The organism is Chryseobacterium fluminis (assembly GCF_026314945.1).
GTDB classification, from domain to species: domain Bacteria; phylum Bacteroidota; class Bacteroidia; order Flavobacteriales; family Weeksellaceae; genus Chryseobacterium; species Chryseobacterium fluminis.
Genome location: NZ_CP111121.1, coordinates 590,773 through 609,336 on the forward strand (window position 1 = coordinate 590,773; position 18,564 = coordinate 609,336).

The 18,564-nt window shown below is 37.9% G+C and carries 17 protein-coding genes; 4 read left to right on the plus strand and 13 right to left on the minus strand.

Annotated elements, in window-relative coordinates; translation table 11 throughout:
• Window positions 1-34: 34 nt before the first annotated feature.
• The 3 genes from ODZ84_RS02745 to gyrA form a co-directional block, all read right to left on the minus strand.
• Entirely contained in the window at window positions 35-871 is an 837-nt protein-coding gene (locus tag ODZ84_RS02745; protein WP_266175482.1) for a 1,4-dihydroxy-2-naphthoyl-CoA synthase, read from the minus strand.
• 154 nt (window positions 872-1,025) lie between these two features.
• Window positions 1,026-2,054: a tetratricopeptide repeat protein gene (locus ODZ84_RS02750; protein WP_266175483.1), complete on the minus strand. Its 1,029-nt coding sequence runs from the start codon at window positions 2,052-2,054 to the stop codon at window positions 1,026-1,028.
• 28 nt (window positions 2,055-2,082) lie between these two features.
• Window positions 2,083-4,674, minus strand: a complete 2,592-nt coding sequence (gene gyrA / locus ODZ84_RS02755; RefSeq protein ID WP_266175484.1) for a DNA gyrase subunit A — start codon at window positions 4,672-4,674, stop codon at window positions 2,083-2,085.
• Window positions 4,675-4,822: 148 nt separating this feature from the next.
• On the opposite strand from gyrA, the gene ODZ84_RS02760 reads away from it, so the two are divergent.
• Window positions 4,823-5,137 carry a DUF4286 family protein gene (locus ODZ84_RS02760; protein ID WP_266175485.1) on the plus strand — a complete coding sequence of 105 codons (315 nt, stop codon included), beginning with the start codon at window positions 4,823-4,825 and terminating at the stop codon, window positions 5,135-5,137.
• Window positions 5,138-5,211: 74 nt separating this feature from the next.
• Here ODZ84_RS02760 and ODZ84_RS02765 read toward each other — a convergent pair whose 3' ends face one another.
• From ODZ84_RS02765 to ODZ84_RS02780, 4 genes are all read right to left on the minus strand, one after another.
• A complete protein-coding gene (locus tag ODZ84_RS02765; RefSeq protein ID WP_266175486.1) occupies window positions 5,212-5,400 on the minus strand; it encodes a hypothetical protein in 189 nt (62 codons plus the stop codon).
• 334 nt (window positions 5,401-5,734) lie between these two features.
• Window positions 5,735-6,025, minus strand: a complete 291-nt coding sequence (locus ODZ84_RS02770) for a hypothetical protein (protein WP_266175487.1) — start codon at window positions 6,023-6,025, stop codon at window positions 5,735-5,737.
• A gap of 107 nt (window positions 6,026-6,132) precedes the next feature.
• Complete coding sequence (locus ODZ84_RS02775) at window positions 6,133-6,627, minus strand: GNAT family N-acetyltransferase (RefSeq protein ID WP_266175488.1); 495 nt, start codon at window positions 6,625-6,627, stop codon at window positions 6,133-6,135.
• Window positions 6,628-6,632: 5 nt separating this feature from the next.
• The gene (locus ODZ84_RS02780) at window positions 6,633-7,145 is read right to left on the minus strand and encodes a DUF421 domain-containing protein (protein WP_266175489.1); all 513 of its coding nucleotides are present in this window, start codon (window positions 7,143-7,145) and stop codon (window positions 6,633-6,635) included.
• A 125-nt stretch (window positions 7,146-7,270) separates the two neighbouring features.
• Here ODZ84_RS02780 and ODZ84_RS02785 point away from each other — a divergent pair, with 125 nt between their 5' ends.
• Window positions 7,271-8,350 (plus strand): acyltransferase family protein, encoded by a 1,080-nt coding sequence (locus ODZ84_RS02785; RefSeq protein WP_266175490.1) that lies wholly within the window; start codon window positions 7,271-7,273, stop codon window positions 8,348-8,350.
• Window positions 8,351-8,413: 63 nt separating this feature from the next.
• A complete protein-coding gene (locus tag ODZ84_RS02790; protein WP_266175491.1) occupies window positions 8,414-8,950 on the plus strand; it encodes a hypothetical protein in 537 nt (178 codons plus the stop codon).
• A 400-nt stretch (window positions 8,951-9,350) separates the two neighbouring features.
• Here ODZ84_RS02790 and ODZ84_RS02795 read toward each other — a convergent pair whose 3' ends face one another.
• The 3 genes from ODZ84_RS02795 to uvrA all read right to left on the minus strand — a co-directional run bounded on the left by ODZ84_RS02795 (window position 9,351) and on the right by uvrA (window position 13,125).
• On the minus strand, window positions 9,351-9,485 hold the full coding sequence (locus ODZ84_RS02795; RefSeq protein ID WP_266175492.1) for a bacteriocin-like protein: 135 nt from the start codon (window positions 9,483-9,485) through the stop codon (window positions 9,351-9,353).
• A 143-nt stretch (window positions 9,486-9,628) separates the two neighbouring features.
• Window positions 9,629-10,027, minus strand: a complete 399-nt coding sequence (locus tag ODZ84_RS02800) for a hypothetical protein (protein ID WP_266175493.1) — start codon at window positions 10,025-10,027, stop codon at window positions 9,629-9,631.
• Window positions 10,028-10,293: 266 nt separating this feature from the next.
• Window positions 10,294-13,125, minus strand: coding sequence for an excinuclease ABC subunit UvrA (gene uvrA, locus ODZ84_RS02805; protein ID WP_266175494.1), 2,832 nt, complete (start codon window positions 13,123-13,125; stop codon window positions 10,294-10,296).
• Window positions 13,126-13,362: 237 nt separating this feature from the next.
• Here uvrA and ODZ84_RS02810 point away from each other — a divergent pair, with 237 nt between their 5' ends.
• On the plus strand, window positions 13,363-13,935 hold the full coding sequence (locus tag ODZ84_RS02810; protein ID WP_266175495.1) for a Crp/Fnr family transcriptional regulator: 573 nt from the start codon (window positions 13,363-13,365) through the stop codon (window positions 13,933-13,935).
• A gap of 225 nt (window positions 13,936-14,160) precedes the next feature.
• On the opposite strand, the gene ODZ84_RS02815 is transcribed toward ODZ84_RS02810, so the two are convergent.
• The 3 genes from ODZ84_RS02815 to ODZ84_RS02825 all read right to left on the minus strand — a co-directional run bounded on the left by ODZ84_RS02815 (window position 14,161) and on the right by ODZ84_RS02825 (window position 18,244).
• Window positions 14,161-16,035 (minus strand): type VI secretion system baseplate subunit TssF, encoded by a 1,875-nt coding sequence (locus tag ODZ84_RS02815; RefSeq protein WP_266175496.1) that lies wholly within the window; start codon window positions 16,033-16,035, stop codon window positions 14,161-14,163.
• A 27-nt stretch (window positions 16,036-16,062) separates the two neighbouring features.
• The gene (locus ODZ84_RS02820; RefSeq protein ID WP_266175497.1) at window positions 16,063-16,503 is read right to left on the minus strand and encodes a GPW/gp25 family protein; all 441 of its coding nucleotides are present in this window, start codon (window positions 16,501-16,503) and stop codon (window positions 16,063-16,065) included.
• Between the two features lie 325 nt (window positions 16,504-16,828).
• Entirely contained in the window at window positions 16,829-18,244 is a 1,416-nt protein-coding gene (locus tag ODZ84_RS02825) for an APC family permease (RefSeq protein WP_266175498.1), read from the minus strand.
• Window positions 18,245-18,564: the final 320 nt, after the last annotated feature.

Consider the following 18,564-nt stretch of genomic DNA (forward strand, 5'->3'; position numbering starts at 1 on the left):
TCATTAATACATTTTACATTATACTTTGTACAGTTTATGATATCCATTTATCCTTCCCGAAGTCCGGCTTTCTTTTTTCCAGGAATGCATTTCTACCTTCTTTCGCCTCCTCTGTCATATATGCTAAACGGGTTGCTTCTCCTGCAAAAACCTGTTGCCCTACCATTCCGTCATCCGTTAAATTCATGGCGAATTTCAGCATTCGTATTGATGTCGGAGATTTTGCCAAAATTTCCTGCGCCCATTCATAAGCAGTATCTTCCAGTTCATCATGAGAAATTACAGCATTTACCATTCCCATTTCAAAAGCTTCCTGAGCCGAATAGTTTCTGCCTAAAAAGAAAATTTCACGTGCTTTTTTCTGTCCGACCATTTTGGCAAGGTAGGCTGAACCATATCCTCCGTCAAAACTGGTAACATCAGCATCAGTCTGCTTAAAAATGGCATGCTCTTTACTGGCTAACGTAAGATCGCAGACGACATGAAGAGAATGACCTCCACCGACTGCCCATCCAGGTACAACTGCAATAACCGCTTTTGGCATAAACCGGATCAGGCGCTGAACTTCTAAAATATTCAACCGGTGTCTTCCGTCTTCTCCTACATATCCCTGATGCCCCCTCGCCTTCTGGTCGCCTCCGCTGCAAAAAGCCCAACCACCATCTTTAGGACTCGGCCCTTCTCCTGAAAGCAAAACCACTCCTATTGAAGGATCTTCTGAAGCGTCATAAAAAGCATCATATAATTCTGAAGTAGTTTTCGGTCTGAAAGCATTGCGGATTTCAGGTCTGTTGAAAGCAATTCTTGCCACCCCGTTGCATTTTTTATAAGTAATGTCCTCATATTCTTTGACGGTTTTCCACTCGATCATATTGTAAAAATTTTTCCCAAAGATACGGAATTACAGAGAATTTTTAAGTTCAAAAAAGACGAATATCACGGAAATAAATCCAATCTTTAACCACATAAGTCCATGAAAAAACCGAAACAATAATGTTTCGGTTTCATTCATATTGATCTTAAGATTATTTAGCTTTTGCTGCAAGAGCATCTTCTTTAGCTTTCATTTCTTTAGCCTTCTCATTGTTTTTGGTAATGATATAAATCTGCTTCAGCATTGAAACAGCGTCAATATTATTAGCGTCCGCCTGGTACCATTTTTCGGCATAAGGTAAAGCTTTGGTAAAACGCTCTTTTCTTGCGTCGATTAATTTACTGGCTTCATCAGCATTTGTCTTTCTGAGAGCATTGATATTTTCAACAACTTTAGCATCATCACCTATGATAGTGAAAATTAAATTCTGATATGCATTGAAGAAATCCGGTTTAAGCTCAATTGCTTTCTTGAATGAAGTTTCTGCATCGGCAGCTGTAGCTTCATTTTTAGATTGCAGAACACCTAAATTATACCAGTTTGTCGCGTCATTTGGATTTTTGGCTAACTGTTCTTTCAGGTTCTGCATAAATTTATCTGTGTTTCCGGAAGCATACAAAGCAGTCCCCTGGAATTCTTTCAACTTTGCATTATTGGGAAATTTCGCCAGTCCTTTTTCAATGATCGCTATGGCTTCATCATTTTTTTTGGCATTTAACAATAATGTACTTAAAGTTTCATACAAATCAGACTCAACACTTTTGGTCTGTTCTGTCTTGAATTCGGAATAATCTTTCGGATTTTTCTTTAAGAGTTCCCAGGTTTGTTTATCATAGGTACCCACCTGCCCTGACTTATTGTCTTTTGCAGTATAGGTTGTCTGAACTCCTGTATATCCAGAATTTATTAAATCTGTGTAGATTTTAATAGCCGGATCAATACTGTTGGCCAATGCGTAGCTCAACCCTGCATAGTACATATAAGTCTTGTCCTCCTGTCCATTTGCTTTCAGCAAGTCATAAACTTCTGTAAACTTAGGAGCTGCAACCGTATAGTTTTTTGCATTATATGCATCCATCGCTGCTTTGTTGGCATCCTGTAGCTTCTTATTCACATCTTCTTTTTGTCCAAAAACAAAAGATGATGCTACGATAGCCATACCCAAAATTAGCTTTCTCATAATCACTATTTTATATTAATTGTACAATTTATTGTTCCGAATCAGAATTCTCAGTATCTTCTGCAGAGTCTTGGCTGTCTGCCTGCGGTGCTGATTCTGTATCATTTTCCTGATTATCAGTCGCAGTTTCTACGCCTTCTTCAATTTCCTCAGAACCGTCTTCTACATCTTTATCCATTTCCACTTTTGCGATAGCGGCAATCTCATCATTTTTCTTAAGGTTAATCATTTTTACACCCTGTGTATTTCTACCCATCACTCTCATCTCGTCCATATTCATGCGGATCGCCACACCAGATTTGTTGATAATCATCAGTCCATCTTCATCGGTAACATTTTGAATTGCGATTAGATTTCCTGTCTTTTCAGTAATGTTCAGGGTGATTACACCTTTTCCTCCTCTGTTGGTAATTCTGTAATCCTCTACGGCAGTTCTTTTACCGTAACCTTTTTCAGATACTACAAGCACTGTTTCTTTTTCAATATCGTTCACGACGATCATGCCGATCGCTTCATCGTCATCTTCCATACTGATACCACGCACTCCGATTGATCCTCTTCCAACTTCTCTTACTTTCTCTTCAGGGAAACGGATACATTTTCCATTTTTCGTAGCAATCATGATCTGGGAAGTTCCGTTGGTCAGATAGGCACCCAATAACTGGTCATTATCCCTGATCTCAATAGCATTCACCCCATTTATCCTAGGTCTTGAATAGGCTTCCAATGATGTTTTCTTGATCGTTCCGTTTTTAGTAACCATTACGACGCTCATCTGGTTTACGTATTCAGAATCTTTCAGGTTATTGGTTCTGATATAAGCTTTAATCTTATCATCCGGTTCGATGTTGATTAAGTTCTGCACCGCTCTACCCTTAGCCGTTTTAGAGCCTTCAGGAATTTCGAATACCCTTAACCAGTAACATCTTCCTTTTTCTGTGAAGAACAACATATACTGGTGATTGGTCGCGGAAACAATATACTCAAGGAAGTCAGCATCTCTCGTTGTCGCTGCTTTATTTCCGACACCGCCTCTACTTTGGATTTTGTATTCCGAAAGTAATGTTCTTTTAATATAGCCTGCATGCGAAATGGTAAGAACCACCGATTCATTAGGAATGATATCTTCAATAGACATTTCACCTCCAGAATAATCGATTTCAGTTCTTCTTTCGTCACCATATTTTTCACCGATCTCCACCAGCTCTTCTTTAATGATCTCAAATCTTCTCGGCTCATTAGCGAGAATATCTTCCAGGTTGGCAATTTCCTTCATGATGGTATCGTACTCATCACGGATTTTGTCAAGCTCCATTCCTGTAAGACGGGCAAGACGCAGATCAAGAATAGCCTGAGCCTGAATATCGAAAAGTTCAAAAGCCTCAATCAATCCTTCTTTTGCTCCCTGAGGATTTGCAGAATGACGGATGATGGCAATCGCTCTGTCTAAAGAATCCTGCGATCCGATCACTTTCATGAAACCTTCTAAGATGTGTGCTCTTTCTTTCGCTTTCTTAAGCTCAAACTGAGTTCTTCTTATAATAACTTCATGTCTGTGTTCCACAAAATGGTGGATGATATCTTTTAAATTTAACTGTTCCGGCCTTCCATGAACCAAAGCAATATTATTAACGCTGAATGAAGTCTGAAGGGAAGTATATTTGTATAATAAATTTAAAACAACATTGGGAATAGCATCATTCTTCAATTCATAAACAACACGGAGACCTTTTCTGTCAGATTCGTCTCTGATTTCGTAGATTCCGGGTATTTTCTCATCTTTCACCAGCTCAGCTGTTCGTGCGATCATTTCAGCTTTGTTTACCTGGTAAGGAATTTCGGTAACAATAATCGCATTTCTGTTTCCGATCTCTTCGAAACTTACTTTTGCTCTCAGAACCACCCTTCCTCTTCCTGTGTGGAAAGCGTCTCTTACTCCATCATAACCATAGATGATTCCACCAGTTGGAAAATCCGGAGCAATAATATACTGCATGAGTTCATCAATCGTAATTTCTCTATTATCAATATAAGCGCAGATTGCATTCACAGCCTCTGTAAGGTTGTGAGGCGCCATATTGGTTGCCATCCCTACTGCAATACCTGAAGTACCATTTACCAAAAGATTTGGAATTTTTGTAGGCATTACGGTTGGCTCTGTTAAACTGTCATCAAAGTTGTTTTGAAAATCTACCGTTTCTTTATCCAAATCCGAAAGAACCTCATCGGAGATTTTTTTCAGTCTGGCTTCGGTATAACGCATTGCTGCAGGCGGATCACCGTCCATTGAACCGAAGTTACCCTGACCATCTACCTGAGGGTAGCGTAAGCTCCAGTCCTGAGCCATTCTCACCATTGCATCATATACAGAGGAGTCTCCGTGCGGGTGGTATTTACCTAAAACATCTCCAACAATTCTCGCAGATTTCAAATACTTTCGATTAGAAAAAACCCCTAATCCATACATACCATAAAGCACTCTTCTATGAACGGGTTTCAAGCCATCTCTTACATCAGGTAACGCTCTTGATACGATAACCGACATCGAATAATCGATATAAGATGACTTCATTTCATCAACAATGTTGATAGGAATCAGTCTTTCTCCTTCTTTTTGCATAAACAAATTTTATTATAATGATAATCAGACCCTTAGCTGTATGTCTGAAAATTATCTATTTCGTTTTTTTATTAACGTGCTAATTTACGAAAAATTTGTCGATTTTTGCAGCAGAATTTATCCATAAAATCTTAAAAAATCATAAAATATGAGCGTATTAAGTATAACTTTCCACTGTACTAAAAATAATCTTGAAGAATGGGAAAATTATATCGATGAGACCCTGATTCTGATGACCGAAAACTTGATGGATGTCGACAAATATATTCTTTCTGAAGTTCACAGTGATTTTATTGATGAGGGCAAAAATTACAATCTTCTGCTGATGTTTGATAATAATGATCTGCGGGAAGATTTCGTTAAAAGTGAGTTAGAAAATATTTCGGAAAGAATTGAAGCCAGGTTCGGCCAGGAGGTGATGATATTCAATACATTTCTGAACCCGAGAACGTCCAGGTTTTAGATTAAATCTTTAAACTGAAATTTTTATAAATATAAAAGTCCTGAAAATATTCAGGACTTTTTCTATGCATTAAATCACGATGGTTTATTCACAGATTTTTTTTCAAAGATAAGATCCGCCTTAGCTTGCTCTAAATTTTTCTCCAGCATTCCGTGAGGTCTTCTCGGTGGTTGCGGAGGACGCGGAGGACGTGGCGGAGGATGACAGGCACTTGTTGCATAAGCCAAAATAAATACTCCGAAAATTTTGATAACAGATTTCATATTATTTTTATTTTTTGGTTTACGTACATTAACCAATACCGATGCCAAATTATTTTCTGCAGGCAAAAACATCTGTGATTCTATTAATATTGAAATTCTTAAGCTTTTTTTTGCGGTTTTAACTGACCTCTATTGAGTATATATGTAAGCGCTTTTCGGGTTTCGGCGGCGGCTCTGCCGCCGCCGAAACCCGAAAAGCCAAAAGCGAGTAGCAAAAGCAGGATTAAGCTTTAAAAAATTAAGATTGAACTTTGAGATATTAATAATACTATTTTCCGGGATTTCAGCTTTAACTCCTAAAAAAATGACTGCCGGATAGCAGTCATTGTGTTATTTATAGGTTGACAATCACGACAGGTCTGCTGTGATAGACCCTTTGAGGCCGGTGAGAGTAATGTCGGTGTCTTACAGGTTTATAATACCGTTTTTTATAAAAGTGTCCCGGCGGTCTGTGATAGGCTACCGGTCTGTAATGAGGTCTGTGCGGACCGTGATAACGGTGTTTCGAATATTTAGGACCGTGACCGTGACCCCGGCCATGCCCTCTCTGCATGGGTGAAGCTTCATAAACAGCAAAGCAGAAAATGATCAGGAAAAATCCCAATGCTTTAGTTAAAAAATTCATAACAAAATATTTCAAATTTCATGGAAAAAATCAGCAATACAAATGCCAATAAAGTATTATTATTAAATCATTTTGAAATTTTAAGAAATTTTATTATTTTTTCTGATTTAAGAAATTATTTCACTTCTTTTTTCCATTAGAATAACATCTTTCCATATTCCATCTAATTTGCCTAATTTTTCCCTAATCCCTACCGTACGAAATCCATTTTTAAGATGAAATTGTAATGATGCTTCGTTATCCGAAAAGATGCTCGTCTGCAAAGTCCAGAAACCATGGCTTTCGCTGTCCAAAATGATCTTTTTGAGTAAAACCGAACCCAATCCTCTGCCCTGGTAATTATTATCGAAATAGATGCTTACTTCCGCTACTCCTTTATAAGCCTCTCTCCTGCTGATCAGTTTCAAAGCGCACCAGCCCACCACTTCATTGTTCTCATTTTCCAGAACCCAGCGGCAATCTTTGAAATAATCCATACTCCACGCTTCGGCAGTAGGTACGGTTGTTTCAAAAGTAGCTGATTTTCCATCTATGCCCTGTTGAAAAATTTCCAATACTCTGGCTTCATCGGAAGGAAGCATCTCTCTCAATTCGTAATTCATTATCTTCAGTAATATTTTCTTTTATTTTTTCTTTTAATTCTTGAATAGCGAGTCTGTTTATTCTTCTCATCTTCTGAGATCACACTGATATTTCCGTCCACTTCTAAAATGGATAATTTCACATTTTCTATTTTATCGGCTCCATGTTCTCTAATGGCCTCCTCTAGTTCATCTTTGGTAATTTTAACTTTGTTTAAAGCCTGCTTGTCCAGTACCCCGTCTTTTATAAGAATCACGGGGTCTTCTTCCATAAAGCTTTCAAAAGACGAACTCGAAAACATCAGTCTTTTTAAAATAAAATTAGCCACAAATAAAACCAAAGCAGCAATAAGACCTCCCTGCAAAGAGGTATCCGGACCTACCATGGCGTTCTGAACCGCGTTCGAGATCAGCAACAGCAATACCACATCTCCTGCATTAAGCTGGGAGAGCTGGTTCTTACCAAACAGACGGATGGCAATTACCATGAAAAGGTAAACGCAAAGTGAGCGCACAACGACACTAAGAATCGGGTCCATGAAATATTATTTATCAATCAAATGTATTAATTTTTACCGTTTCGTTTCAGAATAATTTCTGGCATGAATGAATTTCTTTGTTTCTAAATATAAACATTAAATTTGCCTTCAATCAGGTAGTAATAATGAAATATTTAAAAGGATTAGATACACTAAGGGCATTAGCAGCAACCATTGTGGTTGTAGACCATATCGAAATTATAAAACAGAATCACCACATCAGCAACCTTATTGACCATCCGAGCCTGATTTATCCGGACGGACATCTTTCGGTCATTTTATTTTTTGTGATCAGCGGCTTTCTTATTACTTATCTCCTGCTCATTGAAGAAAATAAAACCGGAACAATCAACCTTAAAAGTTTTTATCTGAGAAGAATTTTAAGAATCTGGCCGCTTTACTATCTCATTTTATTCCTCTCTTATGTAATTTTTACCCCTGATTATTCATTGATAAGAATTTTATTGCCTCTGTTTATAGCCCCGAATATCAGTTATGCTATATGCGAGACCTGGGATGTAAGCCCGCAGATATGGTCTATCGGCGTTGAAGAGCAGTTTTATATGGTTTGGCCTCTGATATTTATTATTATTTCTAAAAGTAAAAGAATTTTCAGCTATATTATTTTATTGACCCTTTTGTTTACCCTGTTACCGTTTGGGTTAAAATTTATTAATCTGTTTTTTGTAAAAAATACTGATTTCGGAATTTTCATCAGCCGTTTCTTTTACGGGACAAAGTTCAATTGTATGGGAATAGGGGTGTTATTAGGTTTTATTTATTTTAAAAGAAATGAAATTAAATTCCCGGCTGTTCTAAAAAACAGGTTGGTTATTTATTTTTTAACCGCATTGCCCTTCGTACTGTGGTTCTTTAAATTTCATACAGGTCATTTAAATGATGAACTGTACGCTGTTTTATTTGCCTTCTCAATATATCAAATCGTACATCACTCCAAAATCAATATAGACCTTCCAATCACCAGGTTCTTAGGAAAGATCTCTTATGGAATCTATCTTTTTCATTGGATTATTATTATCCTGCTTATACAATATATTCCCAGAATAGATAATGGATATATTTATAATGCTGCGCTATACTCCTGCGTATTTTTGCTGACTATATCTGTCTCTTGGATTTCTTTTGTAACTTATGAACGGTTTTTCCTGAATCTGAAAAAGAAATACGAGATTAACAAATCATGATCTTCAGAAATTGGCATTCATTTTGAATTTGTTCCGATTATTTAAAAACACAACATACAAATTATGGAAAAACTTATTTTTTGCCTAAGCATTCTCTTGCTGTTAGGCAGTTGTACAAACAGAAAATCCAATGAAACTGAAATTACCTCTGCTATTGATCAATTCTATAAATATGCATCCTCTCAGGATTCTCTTGTTTTAAAAGAATTGATTTCTCCTGGCTTAAAAGATCTGCTTAAGGCCGCCAATCAAGTGGCTGATGCAGATGTTGAAAATATAAAAAAGAGTAAAAATCCAAGTGATAAGCCCGCAGCAATTGAAAGTTTTATCTTTACAGGGGTGCCTGATACTACAACACAAAAATTAGAAAAGATAACCGTAACAGGAAATAATGCGGAGGCTATTGTAGAACTTAAGATTGATGAATATAAATCAGAGGACAAATTATATCCGGCTGTCAGGTGGGAAAATACAATTCAGCTCATTAATGATGGAGGATGGAAGGTTGATAATATTATTTTCAATGAGAAACCTACCCTTAAACAGCAATTGGAATCTTTCATTCTGGAAGCGAATAAAAAACCTCATGAAAGGACATAAAAGTAATATATTTTATTAATTAAAAGAGGCCATTTCACAACTGTGAAAACGGCCTCTCTGATTATTTCATTTACTTGCTGTGCCAAAATGGTTTAGGATTCTCACCTGTGGAATTAGCGGTAAGTGAGATAATACAATTCAGCTCATTAATGATGGAGGATGGAAGGTTGATAATATTATTTTCAATGAGAAACCTACCCTTAAACAGCAATTGGAATCTTTCATTCTGGAAGCGAATAAAGAACCTCATGAAAGGACATAAAAGTAATATATTTTATTAATTAAAAGAGGCCATTTCACAACTGTGAAAACGGCCTCTCTCATTATTTCATTTACTTGCTGTGCCAAAATGGTTTAGAATTCTCACCTGTGGAATTAGCGGTAAGTGAGATACCACACTTTAAGGACATTGTGAAATTGGAACTTCACTGCAAACAACCTGGTTCATCCATTCACAATAAACACAATACTTTTTCGGCTGTCCGCCATACACGGATTTCAATTCTGCTTTGTTAAGTTTCTTTAAATTTTTCATATTGTTTTAATTTTGCTGGTTAAAGTTAAAACGAAAACATTTACTTTTTATTACAGATTTTTATTCAAAAATTTCATTATTTACACTAAAAAAACCACACAGGATTTATTCTACGTGGCTTATTATGCAAATTTTATATTTTTTTACCTGTTATAGATTTCAATGGTTACCGGCATCACATAAGTATAAGCCGTCATATTTTCTTTTAATTTTTTACGGTTAACCTTTAGATTAGTCAGAACATTTTCTATTTCCTTACTCACATTTTTGCAGTCTCCTGTAGAATGAACATTGGTTATTTTCCCATCTTCTGAAATAGCAAACTTCACCTCTGAATTCACCGTACCCTGCTTATATTCCTCATTGGTAAAATCAAAATTACCAATCAGTTCATTCCGGACCTCATCCAAAGCATCACTTTTATTAAGCTTAATTTCCTGAATCGTATTGTTATTGGTTGTTTGTGCTTTAGCGGTATTGATTACAGCAATTCCTCCATAAACAAGAAGAGAAAAAACTAATGCCTGAATTTTATTTTTCATAATGATTTGGTTTTAAATATTATACTAAGATTATTTTGTACCTATAACCAAAGTTAATAAAATAATTTACATTAAATTCACAATCAGTTAACATTGGGTTAACATAAAGCATTAACACACTGATTTACAATGTATTATTTTATAAAATATGTGAAAAATTAATATTGGCCGTTATACTTACCGCAAAAAAGCCACTTTTAAGAGTGGCTTTTTGTTTTTTAAATGAATTTATAAGCGGATGCTTATAATGCAGGTCAAATTGTATCTTATTCCAATTCTCTTTTCAGGAACTTCCCTGTTAAACTCTTTCTGGATTTTACAATTTCCTCAGGAGTTCCCTGTGCAACAATCTGTCCGCCATGTTTTCCTCCCTCAGGACCAACGTCGATGATGTGATCTGCCAGTTTTATCACATCCATATTATGTTCAATAATGATGAATGAGTTTCCTAATTCCACCAATTGATTAATAGCATCCATGAGAATTTTCACATCTTCAAAATGAAGTCCTGTCGTAGGCTCATCAAGGATATAGAGGGTATTTCCAGTCTGTCTTTTTGCCAGTTCCGTTGCCAGCTTGATACGCTGGGCTTCTCCACCTGAAAGCGTTGTCGACTGCTGTCCCAGTGTAATATATCCCAAACCGACATCCTGAAGGGTTTTCACTCTTGCAAAAATCTTAGGAATAGGCTGGAAAAATTCTACCGCTTCATCGATCGTCATGTCCAGAACATCTGAAATAGACTTCCCTTTGTAACGGACTTCGAGTGTTTCCCTGTTAAAACGTTTTCCGTTGCAGGTCTCACAGTGAACATACACATCGGGTAGAAAATTCATTTCGATAACTTTCAGACCGCCACCCTGACATGTCTCACATCTTCCACCTTTCACATTGAAAGAAAATCTTCCGGGTTTATACCCTCGGATTTTACTTTCCGGTAATTCGGCAAACAGATTTCTGATATCCGTAAACATTCCGGTATACGTCGCAGGATTGGAGCGGGGTGTTCTTCCAATCGGAGTCTGATCGACATCTACTATTTTATCAATGTTTTCGAGGCCTTCAATCTTTTTATAGGGTAATGGCTCCTGAACCGCCCTGTAAAAATGTTTGTTCAGGATCGGATACAGCGTTCCGTTGATCAGTGAAGATTTTCCGCTCCCTGAAATTCCAGAAACCACCACCAGTTTTCCAAGCGGGATATTAAGGGTAACATTTTTAAGGTTGTTCCCTGTCGCTCCTTTTAACAGGATATTTTTACCATTTCCCTCTCTTCGCTTTTCGGGAATGGCAATCTTTCTTTTTCCGTTAATATACTGGGCCGTGATGGTATCTGCTTTCAACAGATCCTTCGGTTTTCCCTGCCACAGAATTTCTCCGCCGAATTTTCCGGCTCTCGGACCGATATCCAGTACCTCATCGGCTTCCAGGATCATATCTTTGTCGTGTTCAACGACCAGGACAGAATTGCCAATATCCCTAAGATTCTTTAAGGAAGCAATAAGTCTTTCATTATCTCTCTGGTGAAGTCCGATACTGGGTTCATCGAGAATATACAGAACATTTACCAGTTGAGAACCAATTTGTGTAGCCAGACGGATTCTCTGAGACTCACCGCCCGACAGGGTTTTAGAGCTTCTGCTGAGACTTAAATAATCCAGACCCACATCCAGTAAAAACTGCAGTCTGGTTTCTATTTCCTTTAAGATCTCGTAAGCAATGATTTTATTTTTTTCGGAAAACGTATCTTTAACATCTGCCAGCCACTCTTTCAGATCAGACAGGCTCAGCCCGTTTACTTCAGCGATATTTTTCCCATCGATTTTAAAACTCAGACTGGAAGACTGAAGGCGCGTTCCTTTACATTCCGGACATGTTTCCTCAGTGGTAAAGTGTCTTTCCAGTAAAATAGCTTCGTAAGATTCCCTTTCTTCGATCAGTTCTTCCATAAAAGGAATAAGACCGTCAAAACTGATCTTGATTTTTTTTGTAATTCCTGCGTATTTTAAGTCTTTATTAAATTCTTTATTACAACCGTTGTAGATGTAATCCAATGCTTCTTCCGGAATGTCCTTAAAAGGCGTCGCCAGTCCCAAGCCGAAAATTTCAAGAATATTTTTGATCTGGGCAAGGATCCATTTATTGGACTTAATATCTTCTAAAGGCAATAAGCCTCCCTGATTGATTGATAATTTCGGGTTTTCTACAAAATAATCGGTATTGATCTTCTTTATCGTCCCCAGGCCTTTACATCCCGGGCAGCTTCCTTTCGGAGAGTTAAAGGAAAAAGTATTCGGTTCCGGTAAAGCCAGTGAATGGCCGGTCTGCGCATCCATCAGGTTTTTAGAGAAATATTCAATAGCGGTGTCTCCCAGTTTTTGGATTCCGATCAGGCCTTCCCCCATTTCCATGGCTGTTCGCAACGATTTTTCCATTCTGGTTTCGGAAGCACTCTCTCCAATGATCCAACGGTCGATTACGATATCGATATCATGGGTTTTGTAACGGTCCAGCTTCAAATCATATTCAATATCCTGCAGTTCACCATCTATTCTTGCCTGTCCGTATCCTTTCTTTGCCATCTGCACAAAAAGTTCGTGATAATGACCTTTTCTGGAACGAACGACGGGTGCCATCAGCATAATTTTTTCGCCTTTATAATTTTCCTTAATGGTTTCCAGGATCTGATCTTCGGTATAGCTTACCAGCTTTTGACCTGTCGTTTGTGAGTAGGCATCGGAAACCCTTGCGTACAGCAGACGCAGGTAATCATATAATTCCGTCACTGTTCCTACGGTGGAACGCGGATTTTTGTTGGTTGTTTTCTGCTCAATGGCAATTACCGGTGACAGCCCTTCGATCTTATCGACATCAGGACGTTCCAGGCCTCCTAAAAACTGCCTTGCATAGGCAGAAAAAGTTTCAATATACCGACGCTGACCTTCTGCAAAAATAGTGTCAAATGCCAATGATGATTTTCCGCTTCCTGAAAGTCCGGTAATGACGACCAGTTCATTTCGTGGAATTTTAACATTGATATTTTTAAGGTTATGCTCTCGTGCGCCGTAGACTTCTATATATTCTGTTGATTTACTCATAATTTGGTGTGATTTTACCTGAAAATCACGAAGGGCAAAATTACGGAATTTTTAGGAATTCTTTGTGTTAAAAAATGTTAGTTTATTATTGGAACAGACGGGGGTTTTTATTTAAAATCCATTTCAATATTCAATACAGAAGCATTCATTTCCTGAACACTTCTCCTAAGCTACCGGAAGGATCCTGCGATTTAAATTATGTAGGGACTTAATCAAAATTTAATTACATTTACTGTCATGAACAGACTCCGTGCACATATTGAAGCCATAACTCCACTTACGGATGAGGAGTTTGATTATATCAAAGGTTTTTTTATACTTAAAAACGTCCGGAAAAATCAGTTCCTGGTTCACGAAGGTGATGAGGTAAAATATGAATTTCTGACCTTAGAAGGAGTTTATAAGGTTTTCTACATCGATCCTAACGGGAAAGAACATATTCTTCAGTTTGCGAAAAGAGACTGGTGGATGACGGATTACATCGGATTTTTTAAGCAAAACAACGCCACCATGTTTGTAGAATGTTTACAGGACGGAGCCGTGGCCTGTCTTACACTGGAAGGGCGGGAAAAATTATCTTCAGAGCTTCATAAAATGGAGCATTTCTTCAGAGTAAAACTGACCAATGGCTATATTGCATTACAACAGAGAATCATTGTTCTTCTTTCCAGTACACCCCAGCAACGGTATGAAGATTTTGTAAGATTATATCCGGACCTTATCTCTGAAATTCCGAAAAAATATGTTGCGGAATATCTTGGGGTAAGCAGGGAAACGCTGAGCAGATTATATTCGAATACTCATAAATAAATGCTATAACTATTCTTTGAATCTATAACTGTGGGAAATACACCGTAGTTCTGGACATTTTAAAACGAGTGTTCTGTAACAGGTAGTTCCTCTGTTGGAAAACAGAGCGGTGATTCTTATGAATCGTTAATTGTGATAGGTTGCTTTACATAAGTTTCGGGCAAACCTTCGGTTTGCCCGAAACTTATTAATTATTTATAGCCATGGGAAAAGACCATAGTGATCTTAGAATTCCGAATCTTCATTCGTTACCTTCACCACATATTCGATACCGTCAATGGCTTTTGAAACGATCTGGTTCCTGAGGATATTGGCCATATTTTCCCAATAGCTTCTGCCGTAGAACGAATAATTCTGGGGAATTACTTCCACTTCCACTGTCCTTACAAAACCTTCTTTGGGTTTATTGCTGATCATGGTCCCACGGACCACTTTTACTTCCTTCAGTTCATCCTTTAAAATCATTCTGCAGTAGTTCTTCACGTCCTCCAGAGAGATTATTTTGTCCCTGGTCGTTAAGGCATATTTATAAGCCTGGATGCTGTCTGTTCCTTTTTGTTCTTCAGCACCGCCGATGGTTTCTGTCAAAAGTACCAGCGTCTGCGATTTCAGCTGATTGGAAAGTTCCGTTCCGGGACGCATATGATTGGCCAGAGTACAGTGCGTGATCCAAAATGAAGCATAGGTATGATCGGTTTTGTCTACAGGCTCCATGATAACATAGTTCAGTTCCTGCTTAACACTTCTTTTGGCGTTGTTTACTTTCTGTACCATCGACTTCATCTTATCGGACATCTCGCTTAAGACCCCTTTTACATTATCTCTGTTCAGCAACGAAAACGCAGCAATTTCATCGCGGGTTAATTCAAGGACATTGGCAATCATATCTACGGCATTTCTATTGGTAAAGCGCTCCATACCTCCTTTTCGTACCGTATACAATCCTTTTTTAAGATCATCATTCGGGGTAAAAGGGATTTCCGTATATTTTCTGCCTTCTCCGTCCTGAACCTCATCAACATATAAAAAATGTTCGCCTTCATCGGTGACCAATGGTATATTATTTCCCATAATATCCAAACTGTATTCTGTTTTTTTCCAGCCCCGGTTATAAATTGGGAAAGCATTAAGCACAAAAGAAAAATTATCAAGAATTTCTGCTGAAAACTGAGGAGGAAATTCAAATGTCAGCCATAAATAACGCTTCCCGTCAATATATTTTAATATTTCTTCTTTGTAATCTACAAATTCAAGATTGCCCGGTAGCTTTCCGGCATCCGAAAATAAATACTCTGAAAGTCCTGTGACTTCAATAAATTTATGGTGATAAATACTTTTAACATCTTCGATCACTTTATTCTGAATAGACTGTTCCCGGAACATCTGCTCATATCCCTCTGCCTGAGGATTTGGAAGATAGCTAAGCCCTTCCCTGATAAATAAAGGATTATCATTACTTTTTACGGAAATATACGGCAGTAGCTTATATACAAAATCCAGGTGCTCAAATGCAGGGTTCAGGCAATAAATGCTTAAATATTTCGGAAATGTTTCAAAAGAATATTGGGTAACATCTATTCCGATGGTTACCTTTCGGTAATCTTCAGGTTTTCCCTGAAATCGTGCGATCGGAATTTTATTCAGTCTGTCATCAATACTATAACAGGTATTTCCGACAAACATAATTGAAGTCTGTGCCTTATTGATTCTTATATTTCCAATAGGCGTAAAAGGAATATTGATCTGTTTATCAGATTCTGATTTTACGGTGGAAGTCATCTGTTTCCTGAAGAAAAACTCAGTATGTTCCAAAAGAACTTCCGAAGAGTCGTAAGGCTGGGTAAATGCTACGGAATGTGCCGGAATCGGATGGGTATAAATAGACGGCGTCAGCAGTTTGGCCAGTTTCTCCAGAATTCTGGCATTAACGGTTTGTATTTCATTATTGGCTTTGAAAACTTCTGTACTGAATGCATCAATCAGCAGTTTAACAAAAGGATCCAGAGACTGCGGACTTTTCAGCCCCCATACTTTGGTTGCATTCTGAAGCATTCTGGCTTTTACCGATTCTTTCGAATATATATTCTGATCTAAATTCATAAGTTGGGTTACAGTTAAAGGAAGGGATTAATCGATCGACATTGGGCTCAAAAACAATTCTGTCATGAAGCTGAAGCGTTCTCCGGATTCTTCCATTTTTGCATTGATCGCAATTTTTACTTTTTTTTTGATTTCGGTGTGTTCTTTTGTGTCATAACTATGTTCCACAATCTGGATATGGGCATCGATCTGCGGCTGAACAATCCGGGGTTCATATTCGTGTATCTGCCTTCTTAAGCTTTTAATAAAAACGTTTTCCCAGACAGCACTGGTAATACCGTTATCGAATTCCAGATTCCAAACATCGTTTCCATAATTTTCGTCATATCTGTTTTCACCTTTTTTGGTAGTGATCAGCAGCATAATATTGTGGGCAATACTTTCACCCATATCGCAGGTGTCGATACTTCCCCCATCTGTCATTAATGCTGACGGCACAAAAGGCATTCTGTAATTTGGTGTGTCCATGATTTCAACTTCTTAATTTTACTTCACAGTCTTGTTTAAAATTCAATACCAAATTAAACAATTTTTAGCAAAATCGGATAAGATAAAATTTTAAAATGATGGTAGAAATTTTCAGGAATGACCCGGGACTTCATCGGTCACCTCCTTGATTGAGGCTGTCATGAAAAAAAAGTGGCAATTGTGAAAATATTATTTCCGGATCAATCCGCAGATGCCGGAAGATTAAGAACTAATTGTTTCAGATCGGGTAATCCAACGGAGCTTCCAACCATGAATGAAGAATACTAAAAATAGAAAACTGCCGGTTAGATGATGCTGCTACCATTTATTCTACAGCTTTTTTATTCCGGTTAATAAAATAGTATACCGGGAGCCCCAGTAACACCATTACAAACCCCGGCCAGGTATATTGCTGTTTGTAAATTAGCAGTAAAATACAGAATCCGGTCCCGATCAGAAGATAAATAAACGGCGTCACCGGATACAACCAGGCTTTATAGGGTCTTTCTAAATCCGGCTGCTTCAATCGTAAATAAATGACTCCAAACACAGTAATCATATAAAATAAAACAATTACGAAAGAGATCATATCCAGAAGATTCCCATACTGTCCGCTGAGACATAATAAAGATGCCCAGATCCCCTGCATCCACAAGGCATTGGCGGGAACTTCATTCTTATTATTTTTTTCAGCCTGCCTGAAAAACATTCCGTCTTTTGCCATCGTCTGAAAAACTCTGGCTCCGGCCAGGATCAGCCCGTTGTTACAGCCGAATGTAGATACCATTACCAGAACGGCAATAATTACGGTTCCCGCACTTCCGAAAATAAAGTGGGACGCAGCGACTGCTACCCTGTCATTTTCAGCAAATGCAATAGCATCTCTATCCAGGGCGTTCAGATATACATAATTTACGGCAATATACAAAATCATGACGGCAGTAGTTCCGTAAATCATTGATTTTACAACATTTTTCTTCGGGTTTTCGATCTCTCCTGAAACAAAAGTTACACTTTCCCAGGCCACCGAACTGAATACGGAACCGACCATTGCAGCTGCAATTCCTCCCAACAAAGTCATTCCACCGATAGGTTCCCAGCCTGCTCTCAGAAAATTCCCTAAGCTGTCCTTTTTAAGATTATTAAATGAATCGTAGCCTAAGCTGAAATTTTCTGCTAAATGAGAAAAATCAACCAGAATAAATCCGGCAGCAATTAATCCCAAAAGGGCAATTATTTTTGAGCCTGTAAAAATATTCTGAAGCATCTTTCCGCTTTCAACCCCTCTTGTGTTCAGCTGTGTCAATAATATAATCGTTGCTATTGCCAGAATCTGAATCCATGTAATTTTAAATGTTCCACTTTGGAAAATGGGCGCCGCGTCATTAAGTGCGGGAACAAGATAAGCTGTGAATTTCCCGAATGCCATCGCCACTGCAGCAATGGTACCGGTCTGAATTACCGTAAATAGTCCCCATCCATACAGAAAGCCCATCTTTTTTCCGAAGATTTCTTTCAGATAGGTATACTGACCGCCGGCTTTCGGGAACAGGGCAGAAAGTTCACCATAGCTTATCGCTGCAGCTACTGTCATAATTCCTGTGATCACCCAGACTACGATCATCCAGTAGCCCGAGCCCAGGTTTCGCATCATATCGGCACTTACGATGAAAATTCCGCTGCCTATCATTGAACCCATTACCAACATAATGGCGTCCCAAAGTTTTAGTTTTTTTTGCATAGCTGAGTATAGAGGTCAAATATAAATAAATCTAAGATTGTTTTTTTATTTTGTTTGAATAATTGAGAAAACTATATTTTTTTGCTCGTATAACAAAATGCCGGAGCTTTAATCCGGTTTTTACGACATAAGCAGATTCTGGTTTTAAGATTCAGCAGTTTTACTGCAAATAAATTCTTGCCGTAAAACGAGTTATTTTATTTAGTGGAAAGTTTACGATCCACCCAGTCCCTTAGAAAATTTTATTTTAATGATATCAGTGTGCATAAAAAATGAATTTTTTCATTTCTCAGATTTTAAAGATTTATGATTCGATATTT

Excerpts from the sequence above, each read along its gene's own strand:
- ODZ84_RS02745 (WP_266175482.1), bottom strand. The coding sequence starts at position 871 with ATGATCGAGTGGAAAACCGTCAAAGAATATGAGGACATTACTTATAAA.
- ODZ84_RS02750 (WP_266175483.1), bottom strand. The coding sequence starts at position 2,054 with ATGAGAAAGCTAATTTTGGGTATGGCTATCGTAGCATCATCTTTTGTT.
- gyrA (WP_266175484.1), bottom strand. The coding sequence starts at position 4,674 with ATGCAAAAAGAAGGAGAAAGACTGATTCCTATCAACATTGTTGATGAA.
- ODZ84_RS02760 (WP_266175485.1), top strand. The coding sequence starts at position 4,823 with ATGAGCGTATTAAGTATAACTTTCCACTGTACTAAAAATAATCTTGAA.
- ODZ84_RS02765 (WP_266175486.1), bottom strand. The coding sequence starts at position 5,400 with ATGAAATCTGTTATCAAAATTTTCGGAGTATTTATTTTGGCTTATGCA.
- ODZ84_RS02770 (WP_266175487.1), bottom strand. The coding sequence starts at position 6,025 with ATGAATTTTTTAACTAAAGCATTGGGATTTTTCCTGATCATTTTCTGC.
- ODZ84_RS02775 (WP_266175488.1), bottom strand. The coding sequence starts at position 6,627 with ATGAATTACGAATTGAGAGAGATGCTTCCTTCCGATGAAGCCAGAGTA.
- ODZ84_RS02780 (WP_266175489.1), bottom strand. The coding sequence starts at position 7,145 with ATGGACCCGATTCTTAGTGTCGTTGTGCGCTCACTTTGCGTTTACCTT.
- ODZ84_RS02785 (WP_266175490.1), top strand. The coding sequence starts at position 7,271 with ATGAAATATTTAAAAGGATTAGATACACTAAGGGCATTAGCAGCAACC.
- ODZ84_RS02790 (WP_266175491.1), top strand. The coding sequence starts at position 8,414 with ATGGAAAAACTTATTTTTTGCCTAAGCATTCTCTTGCTGTTAGGCAGT.
- ODZ84_RS02795 (WP_266175492.1), bottom strand. The coding sequence starts at position 9,485 with ATGAAAAATTTAAAGAAACTTAACAAAGCAGAATTGAAATCCGTGTAT.
- ODZ84_RS02800 (WP_266175493.1), bottom strand. The coding sequence starts at position 10,027 with ATGAAAAATAAAATTCAGGCATTAGTTTTTTCTCTTCTTGTTTATGGA.
- uvrA (WP_266175494.1), bottom strand. The coding sequence starts at position 13,125 with ATGAGTAAATCAACAGAATATATAGAAGTCTACGGCGCACGAGAGCAT.
- ODZ84_RS02810 (WP_266175495.1), top strand. The coding sequence starts at position 13,363 with ATGAACAGACTCCGTGCACATATTGAAGCCATAACTCCACTTACGGAT.
- ODZ84_RS02815 (WP_266175496.1), bottom strand. The coding sequence starts at position 16,035 with ATGAATTTAGATCAGAATATATATTCGAAAGAATCGGTAAAAGCCAGA.
- ODZ84_RS02820 (WP_266175497.1), bottom strand. The coding sequence starts at position 16,503 with ATGGACACACCAAATTACAGAATGCCTTTTGTGCCGTCAGCATTAATG.
- ODZ84_RS02825 (WP_266175498.1), bottom strand. The coding sequence starts at position 18,244 with ATGCAAAAAAAACTAAAACTTTGGGACGCCATTATGTTGGTAATGGGT.